This window comes from Pseudomonas sp. KCJK9000 (genome assembly GCF_046230725.1).
GTDB classification, from domain to species: domain Bacteria; phylum Pseudomonadota; class Gammaproteobacteria; order Pseudomonadales; family Pseudomonadaceae; genus Aquipseudomonas; species Aquipseudomonas promysalinigenes.
In genome coordinates, this window is the sequence record NZ_JBJJLN010000010.1 from 101,419 (window position 1) to 109,227 (window position 7,809).

Annotated in this window: 10 protein-coding genes; 7 read left to right on the forward strand and 3 right to left on the reverse strand. The window is 61.3% G+C overall.

Going from position 1 to position 7,809, the window contains the following annotated elements:
- Positions 1–239: 239 nt before the first annotated feature.
- On the forward strand, positions 240–770 hold the full coding sequence (locus tag ACK59H_RS07305) for an RNA polymerase factor sigma-70 (RefSeq protein WP_060479569.1): 531 nt from the start codon (positions 240–242) through the stop codon (positions 768–770).
- A gap of 113 nt (positions 771–883) precedes the next feature.
- On the opposite strand, the gene ACK59H_RS07310 is transcribed toward ACK59H_RS07305, so the two are convergent.
- Together ACK59H_RS07310 and ACK59H_RS07315 are read right to left on the reverse strand one after the other, a co-directional pair.
- The gene (locus ACK59H_RS07310) at positions 884–1,897 is read right to left on the reverse strand and encodes a GNAT family N-acetyltransferase (RefSeq protein WP_060479571.1); all 1,014 of its coding nucleotides are present in this window, start codon (positions 1,895–1,897) and stop codon (positions 884–886) included.
- 65 nt (positions 1,898–1,962) lie between these two features.
- Positions 1,963–2,763, reverse strand: a complete 801-nt coding sequence (locus tag ACK59H_RS07315) for an ABC transporter substrate-binding protein (protein ID WP_060479568.1) — start codon at positions 2,761–2,763, stop codon at positions 1,963–1,965.
- Between the two features lie 163 nt (positions 2,764–2,926).
- Between ACK59H_RS07315 and ACK59H_RS07320 the strand changes: the two genes are divergently transcribed.
- Both ACK59H_RS07320 and ACK59H_RS07325 read left to right on the forward strand, forming a co-directional pair.
- A complete protein-coding gene (locus tag ACK59H_RS07320) occupies positions 2,927–3,478 on the forward strand; it encodes an exonuclease domain-containing protein (protein WP_060479567.1) in 552 nt (183 codons plus the stop codon).
- 76 nt (positions 3,479–3,554) lie between these two features.
- Positions 3,555–3,839, forward strand: coding sequence for a pyrimidine/purine nucleoside phosphorylase (locus tag ACK59H_RS07325; RefSeq protein WP_060479566.1), 285 nt, complete (start codon positions 3,555–3,557; stop codon positions 3,837–3,839).
- Positions 3,840–3,929: 90 nt separating this feature from the next.
- Here ACK59H_RS07325 and ACK59H_RS07330 read toward each other — a convergent pair whose 3' ends face one another.
- Positions 3,930–4,628 (reverse strand): alpha/beta family hydrolase, encoded by a 699-nt coding sequence (locus ACK59H_RS07330; protein ID WP_060479565.1) that lies wholly within the window; start codon positions 4,626–4,628, stop codon positions 3,930–3,932.
- Positions 4,629–4,679: 51 nt separating this feature from the next.
- Here ACK59H_RS07330 and ccoN point away from each other — a divergent pair, with 51 nt between their 5' ends.
- The 4 genes from ccoN to ccoP all read left to right on the forward strand — a co-directional run.
- Positions 4,680–6,104, forward strand: a complete 1,425-nt coding sequence (ccoN, locus tag ACK59H_RS07335) for a cytochrome-c oxidase, cbb3-type subunit I (protein WP_060479564.1) — start codon at positions 4,680–4,682, stop codon at positions 6,102–6,104.
- Positions 6,105–6,117: 13 nt separating this feature from the next.
- Positions 6,118–6,726 (forward strand): cytochrome-c oxidase, cbb3-type subunit II, encoded by a 609-nt coding sequence (gene ccoO / locus ACK59H_RS07340; RefSeq protein WP_060479563.1) that lies wholly within the window; start codon positions 6,118–6,120, stop codon positions 6,724–6,726.
- Between the two features lie 4 nt (positions 6,727–6,730).
- Positions 6,731–6,937 (forward strand): cbb3-type cytochrome c oxidase subunit 3, encoded by a 207-nt coding sequence (locus tag ACK59H_RS07345; protein WP_060479562.1) that lies wholly within the window; start codon positions 6,731–6,733, stop codon positions 6,935–6,937.
- A partial coding sequence (gene ccoP, locus ACK59H_RS07350) for a cytochrome-c oxidase, cbb3-type subunit III (RefSeq protein WP_409264345.1) occupies positions 6,934–7,809 on the forward strand: 876 nt, incomplete at its 3' end. The genes ACK59H_RS07345 and ccoP, both read left to right, overlap by 4 nt.

The following is a 7,809-nucleotide window of genomic DNA, read 5'->3' on the forward strand; positions in this document are numbered from 1 at the left end:
TAGGCGGGCAGCTGCAGCGGCCGGATGTACACAGGTGAACGGATGGGCGCGCCAGGAAATTAGCGCCTTAAGTGGCGGCAGAGAGTGAACTGCATCACGCGGATCGGCTTAGAACTGAAACTAATAGAAACTCATTAACTTTCGTATTTGACAATCATTATCATTATGAATAGCTTGTCGCACGTCGTAGGCAGCCCCCCCTGGGTGGGCTCCTTCCCCTCCGAGACAAGGTGATTTCCATGGCGGAACAACTATCCACAAGTAAGTGCGATTCACCCCTGCTCCAGGCATTCGTCGACAACCGCAGCATTCTGGTCAAGATCGCAGCCCGCATCACCGGCTGTCGCTCGCGCGCCGAAGATGTGGTGCAAGATGCCTTTTTCCGGCTTAGCGCCGCCCCACAGATCACCTCCTCGTTCAAGGCGCAGCTCAGCTATCTGTTCCAGATCGTGCGCAATCTGGCCATCGACCATTACCGCAAGCAGGCCATGGAGCTGAAGTATTCGGGTAGCGAAGAAGAAGGCCTGAACGTGGTCATTCCCAATGCCTCTCCTGAAGCTACGCATATCAACCTGGCGGCGCTGGAGCACATCGCCGAGGCGCTCAGCGAGCTACCTCAGCGCACCCGTTACGCTTTCGAGATGTACCGCCTGCATGGCGTGCCGCAGAAAGACATTGCCAAGGAGCTGGGGGTATCGCCCACTTTGGTCAACTTCATGATTCGCGATGCTTTGGTGCATTGCCGCAAGACCAGCAACAGGCATGCCTGAAGCAGCGGCGCTGGCGTGCTCGCGGGCGCATCCGCTCCATCAGGCCTGCGCGGGTTTTGCCCTAGGCGCCAACCTGTAGGAGCGGCTTCAGCCGCCAAGCAGGCGGCGCGAAATCAAGCCAGCTTGCAGTGATCGAAGAACCGCTCTCGCCCCAGGATCATCAGCGCCGCGCGCTTGTGGGGAAAATCGAACTCTTTTTCGCAATGAAAGCACTGGTCATGCATGTAGCCGATCATCCTGCCGTTGTCGGCACGCGGCTCTGCCACCACCCGCTGGGTACGAGGATCATCCAGGAACAGATAGTGCACCAGCGCCGATAACCAGCTGGCGACTTTGTGCGGCCCGCGGTGCGCTTCTTCTCCCACCAGCATGTGAATGCCCCTGTCGTAATCACCCGCTGCGTAGAACGGCGCGATGCGGTCTTCCTTGGCCCAGTACGCTTCGAAGTAGGCGAACGGTTGGTCATCGAAACAACCGATCAGGGTTAGGGCGTGGGGGTCGGCCTCAAGCTTGGCCAAGTACTGCCGGTGCTGCTCCAACGAGCCTGCCTCCTGCCAGAACTTCTCCACCCGCGGGTTGTTCTGCCAGCGATTGAACCGTTCCACGTCCTGGTCGATTTCCAAGGTGCGCAGCGATACCCATGCGCCCAGGCGTGCATCGAACCTGCGATACACCTCGCCACGCGGCTTGGGTGGCCGGCGCGGGTGGCGCTTGCCATCGCTGAGCTGCATGAGTTGCGGGTAGGCGTCACCTGTCGCAGTGCCCAGCCACGGCTGCGGCAACTGCCAGAACGATGCACGCTCGCACAACAATACGCCTGGCTGCTCGGTGGCCAGCAACAGGCCGCTGGCCAATGCTTCAGGCACACAGGCCACAGTGTGCAAAGCCAGGCGCTGGCGCGTGGGGTTACGCGACAGCAGCCAATAGCAGGCAGCCCACAGCGCCTGCATAGCTCGCTCCTGGCACAGCGAACGCACATGGGCGTGCAGGGTGTCGCCTGGCTCCAGGTGCAGCTGGATCAGAGGCCTGCCATCGAGCTTCAGGCTCAGCCAACCATCGCCCTCCTCGGCCTTAAGGTTGTGCCAACGGGGTAAGGACAAAGGCTGCGAAGCGGCATCGAAGGGCATGGTCATGGCTCACGGCAAGATGAAAGAAAGGCTCACTGCTCAGGACGTGCCGGTGCCAGGGGAATTTAGTCGCTCGGGGTGGTGACGATGATCCGGTAGGGCCGGAAAATCCGCGCCAGTTCACCCGAGTCACGCAAGTCGCGCATCAGTTTGGCGAACTGGCGATCGCCGATGGGGGCATCAGGGCGAAGCAATGCGTAGTGGTGATAGACCTGGTCGACGCGCTGCGAGGCGACTAGCTGACTGACGCTTTCAGGGTTACGGGCAAGGAAGTCACTCAGGTACGAGCGCGTCACCAAGGCGATGTCGGAGCGCCCGGCCTGGACCATGAGCAGGTTGCTGTCGTGTGAGTAGGTCAGCGTCGCGTTGTAAGCCTTGCGCAGGTAATTGGGGTCAGGGTTAAAGTTGGCGAAGGCGTAGTGGTAACCGTTGAACAGCGCCAGCCGCTTGCCTGCGAGGCTATCGAAGTAGTGCTGATCACCGGCGTTGGCTTGGCTGGCGACGAACACTTCGGCATCCTCAAGGCCCATGTCCACCGTCTGATGGGGAATTTGCTGCCAGCCCCATTCGGGGTTCTCGAAAATCGCCATGTCGGTGCGTGCCTGCTGGAAGTCCCCAAAGCGCCGCTGAATGGACGTGGGCACCAGCACAAAGCGGTAGTCTTGCTGCAGGCGATTCAAGGCCTCGACCAGCTGCGGCAGCAGACCGGTATCGGCGCCTTGTTCCGGGCGGACGGTATAGGGCGGGAAATGTGCGGCGCCAATCTTCACATCGATAGCGTCGCCAGCCCATGCTGGCTCTGCCAGCCAAGTTGCAGCCAGCATCAACAGTGTTGCAATTGCCTTCAGGCTGGGCGCGGGAGTCAAAGCGGACACTCTTAACGGTTCTTACCTGGATGCGCTTAAGCTAGGCGTTTTCCCGATACGGCACAACTGCTGGTTGCGCCAAAGTGAGGGCATTTTGCCAGTGGATGCTATGTAGCCAGACATTGGCTACGCTGCTTTGGCATGTATGGCGAGGGAGCCTGGTATGGGCCATTGGTTGGTGATCGACCTGGAAGCCACCACCGATGATGGTGGCTGGCCGGTCACGGAGATGGAAATCATTGAAATCGGCGCCAGCCTGGTGACTCGCGAAGGCCGCGAAGTGGACCACTTCCAGCGCTTCGTGCGGCCCCGGCGGCGGCCGCAGCTGACCTCGTTCTGCCGGGAGCTGACGCACATCAGCCAGGCCGAGATCGACAGTGCCGCAGCCTTCCCCGAGGTGTGGGGGCGTTTCGAGCGCTGGCTGGAGCACCATCGTGGGCAACTGCAGGCCTGGGTCAGCTGGGGTGATTACGACCGCCAGCAACTGCTGCAGGAGTGGCGCCAGCATGCGCTCGACAGCCTGTTGCGCGAACTGCCGCACATCAACCTCAAGCAGCGCTTCGCCAAGGCCCGCCATCTGCAGCGCCCGACCGGGCTCAATGGCGCGCTGCAACTGGCGGGCATGCACTTCTGTGGGCAGCAGCACCGCGCCCTGGAAGACGCGCGCAATACCGCCCGCCTGCTGCCCTTGAGCCTGCCGGCCAATGGCCCCTGAAAGCAGATGACGGGGGCAAAGGGCTTGGGCATACTGGCCAGCCCTTTTTCACCCCTATTCTTTCAGGAGTCGCCCCATGTTCCAGGTCAATGAGTACTTCAACGGCAGCGTCAAGTCGGTCGCCTTCACTGGCGAAGAAGGCCCTGCCACCGTGGGTGTGATGGCCCCGGGCGAATACGAGTTCGGCACCGCCAAGCGCGAAATCATGCATGTGGTTTCCGGCGCCCTGACCGTGAAGCTGCCAGGTAGCGACAACTGGGAAACCTTCAAGGCTGGCGACAAATTCAACGTGCCGGCCGACAGCAAGTTCCAGCTGCAGGTGAAAGTCGATACCGCCTACCTGTGCGAATACCGCGACTAAGCGCCGGCCTGCACTGGCCTTTTCGCGGGTGAACCGGCTTCTACAGGCGATCGCAGCAATCCTGTAGCAGCCGGTTCACTTGCGAAGCCTTCAGCCCCGCCCCTTCAGGAAATCCGCCACTTTTTCGGCCGCTGCCTGCATGTGCTGCGCATGGCTGAACCCGGAAGCCTTCAGCGGCTTCAAGTCATGATCCCCCGCCACCAGCCAGCTCACCTGTATCGATGGTGACAGCGCATACCCCCCAACAGCTTCACGATTACCCAGCGCATCCCGCTCGCCCTGCATGATCAGCGTGCGCGTCTTGAGCGCGGCCAGGTGCTCGACCCTGGGCTTGAGGGGTTTGCCCACGGCATAGAATGGATACCCCAGGCACACCAGTGCATCGGCTCCCAACTCGTCGGCCAGCAAGCTCGCCATGCGCCCGCCCATCGACTTGCCGCCAATGGCCAGCCTGCCCGTGACCAATGGTCGCACCTGCTGATAAACGTGGCGCCAGCAGTCCAGCAAAACCGCCTGCGGGTTGGGCGGCCGCTTGCCACCGCCGCTACGCCTCTGGGCCATATAGGGGAACTCGAAGCGCACGACCCCGACCCCAAGCGCCGCCAGCCTTTGCGCCATGTCGTTCATGAAGTCGCTGTCCATCGGTGCGCCGGCACCATGAGCCAGAATCAGGCACACCGATTCATCACTGCGCCCGCCATCGAGTGGTGCGTCGCAGTGCAAGCCTGGGACATTTCCAACCTGCCCCCATTGATCCCCGTCAATACAGGCACTACGCCCATTACTCATGCTTGCCTCGCTGTAAAGCCTGCCAAAATAACCGTGGATGGGAACCCATACATGAACACAACCAGCAGTACCGCCTATAACTACAAGGTGGTCCGCCAATTCGCCATCATGACGGTGGTGTGGGGAATCGTCGGGATGGGGCTCGGCGTATTCATCGCCGCCCAGCTCGCCTGGCCTTCCCTGAACTTCGACCTCCCCTGGACCAGCTTCGGCCGCCTGCGTCCCCTGCATACCAATGCAGTGATCTTTGCCTTCGGCGGCTGTGCGCTGTTCGCGACCTCCTATTATTCGGTGCAACGCACCTGCCAGACCACCCTCTTCGCGCCGGGCCTGGCGGCGTTCACCTTCTGGGGGTGGCAATTGGTGATCCTGCTGGCAGCCATTACCCTGCCGCTGGGCTACACCAGCTCCAAAGAATATGCCGAGCTGGAATGGCCGATCGACATTCTGATCACCATCGTCTGGGTGAGCTACGCCATCGTGTTCTTCGGCACGCTGATCAAGCGCAACACCAAGCACATCTATGTGGGCAACTGGTTCTTCGGGGCGTTCATCCTCACCGTAGCGATGCTGCACATCGTCAACAACCTGGAATTGCCGGTCAGCCTGACCAAGTCTTACTCGATCTACGCCGGGGCCACCGACGCCATGGTGCAATGGTGGTACGGCCACAATGCCGTGGGCTTTTTCCTCACGGCAGGCTTTCTGGGCATGATGTACTACTACGTGCCCAAACAGGCCGAGCGCCCGGTGTATTCCTATCGCCTGTCCATCGTCCACTTCTGGGCGCTGATCACGCTCTACATCTGGGCCGGCCCGCACCACCTGCACTACACCGCCCTGCCAGACTGGGCTCAGTCGCTGGGCATGGTGATGTCGCTGATCCTGCTGGCGCCAAGCTGGGGCGGCATGATCAACGGCATGATGACCCTCTCGGGCGCCTGGCACAAACTGCGCAGTGACCCGATCCTGCGTTTTCTGGTGGTGTCGCTGGCGTTCTACGGCATGTCCACGTTCGAAGGCCCGATGATGGCCATCAAGACGGTCAACGCCCTGTCCCACTACACCGACTGGACCATTGGCCACGTACATGCCGGCGCCTTGGGCTGGGTGGCGATGATTTCCATTGGCGCGCTGTATCACACCCTCCCGAAAGTATTCGGCAAACAGCAGATGCACAGCATTGGCCTGATCAACGCGCACTTCTGGTTGGCGACCATCGGAACCGTGCTGTACATCGCCTCGATGTGGGTCAACGGCATCGCCCAAGGGCTGATGTGGCGTGCGGTCAACAGCGACGGCACGCTGACCTACTCGTTCGTGGAAACCCTGGTGGCCAGCCACCCAGGGTTCATCGTGCGCTTCGTCGGCGGCGCCATTTTCCTCAGCGGCATGTTCCTGATGGCCTGGAACACCTGGCGTACCGTGCGTTCGCCAGCGCTTGCCGCCGCCCCTGCGAATACCCAGCTGGCTTGAGGAGACCTGCCTGATGAAACATGAAGTCATCGAGAAAAACGTAGGCCTCTTGGCCCTGCTGATGGTGTTCGCCGTGAGCATCGGCGGCCTGACCCAGATCGTCCCGTTGTTCTTCCAGGACGTTACCAACAAGCCGGTCGAGGGCATGAAACCTTACACCGCGCTGCAACTGGAAGGCCGCGATATCTACATCCGCGAAGGCTGCGTTGGCTGCCATTCGCAGATGATCCGACCGTTCCGCGCCGAAACCGAACGCTATGGCCATTATTCGGTGGCCGGTGAGAGTGTCTGGGACCACCCATTCCTGTGGGGCTCCAAGCGTACCGGGCCGGACCTGGCCCGCGTCGGCGGCCGCTACTCTGACGACTGGCACCGTGCGCACCTGTACAACCCGCGCAACGTGGTACCGGAGTCGAAGATGCCGGCCTACCCCTGGCTGGTGGCTGCAAAGGTCGACAACAGCCACACCGACACCAAGATGCGCACCCTGCGCACATTGGGCGTGCCCTACACCGACCAGGACATTGCCGGGGCCCGTGACGCGGTCAAAGGCAAGACCGAGATGGACGCCCTGGTCGCCTACTTGCAGGTGCTGGGCACCGCTATCAAGAACAAGAGGTAACCCCATGGAAATCGATATCGGCATGATCCGTGGCCTGGGCACCTTGGTGGTGATGGTCGCCTTCATTGGCCTGTCGCTGTGGGTATTCAACCGTCGCCGCGACCATGATTTCGCCGAAGCGCGCCTGCTGCCCTTCGTCGACGACCGCCTGCCCCCTGCCGGGCAGGAACCTGCTGCCAAGACTGCGGCTGTGAGGAGCAAAGCGCAATGAGCACCTTTTGGAGTACCTATATCAGCGTACTGACCCTCGGCAGCCTGATCGGCCTGGCGTGGCTGCTGTTGTCGACCCGCAAGGGCCAGAGCAACAGCACCACTGACCAGACCATGGGGCACAGTTTCGATGGCATCGAGGAATACGACAATCCGCTGCCCAAATGGTGGTTCTGGCTGTTCGTTGGCACGTTGGTGTTCGGCGCCGGCTACTTGGTACTGTATCCGGGCCTGGGCAACTGGAAAGGCATCCTGCCTGGCTATGAAAATGGCTGGACCGGCGCCAATGAATGGCAAAAGGAAATGGAAAAGGCCGATGCAAAGTTCGGCCCAATCTTCGCCAAGTACGCCGCCATGCCGGTCGAGGAGGTCGCCAAGGACCCACAAGCCCTGAAAATGGGCAGCCGCCTGTTCGCTTCCAACTGCTCGGTGTGCCACGGCTCGGATGCCAAAGGGGCGTATGGCTTCCCCAACCTGACCGACCAGGACTGGCGCTGGGGCGGTGACCCTGAAACCATCAAGGCCTCGATCATGAACGGCCGCCACGGCGTCATGCCTGCATGGGTAGAGGTAATCGGTGATCAGGGCGTGGCCGATGTTGCCGCCTTCGTGCTGACCAACCTGGACGGCCGCAGCCTGCCCGAAGGGGTCAAGGCCGACCCGGTCAAGGGCAAGGAAATCTTCGCCGGCAATTGCGTGGCCTGCCATGGGCCAGAGGGCAAAGGCACACCTGCCATGGGAGCGCCGAACCTTACCCACCCGCAGGCGTTCATCTATGGTTCGAGCTTTGCCCAGTTGCAGCAGACCATTCGCTACGGCCGCCAAGGGCAGATGCCGGCCCAGGCGGACATTCAAGGCAATGACAAGGTGCAC

Excerpts from the sequence above, each read along its gene's own strand:
- ACK59H_RS07305 (WP_060479569.1), top strand. The coding sequence starts at position 240 with ATGGCGGAACAACTATCCACAAGTAAGTGCGATTCACCCCTGCTCCAG.
- ACK59H_RS07310 (WP_060479571.1), bottom strand. The coding sequence starts at position 1,897 with ATGCCCTTCGATGCCGCTTCGCAGCCTTTGTCCTTACCCCGTTGGCAC.
- ACK59H_RS07320 (WP_060479567.1), top strand. The coding sequence starts at position 2,927 with ATGGGCCATTGGTTGGTGATCGACCTGGAAGCCACCACCGATGATGGT.
- ACK59H_RS07325 (WP_060479566.1), top strand. The coding sequence starts at position 3,555 with ATGTTCCAGGTCAATGAGTACTTCAACGGCAGCGTCAAGTCGGTCGCC.
- ACK59H_RS07330 (WP_060479565.1), bottom strand. The coding sequence starts at position 4,628 with ATGAGTAATGGGCGTAGTGCCTGTATTGACGGGGATCAATGGGGGCAG.
- ccoN (WP_060479564.1), top strand. The coding sequence starts at position 4,680 with ATGAACACAACCAGCAGTACCGCCTATAACTACAAGGTGGTCCGCCAA.
- ccoO (WP_060479563.1), top strand. The coding sequence starts at position 6,118 with ATGAAACATGAAGTCATCGAGAAAAACGTAGGCCTCTTGGCCCTGCTG.
- ACK59H_RS07345 (WP_060479562.1), top strand. The coding sequence starts at position 6,731 with ATGGAAATCGATATCGGCATGATCCGTGGCCTGGGCACCTTGGTGGTG.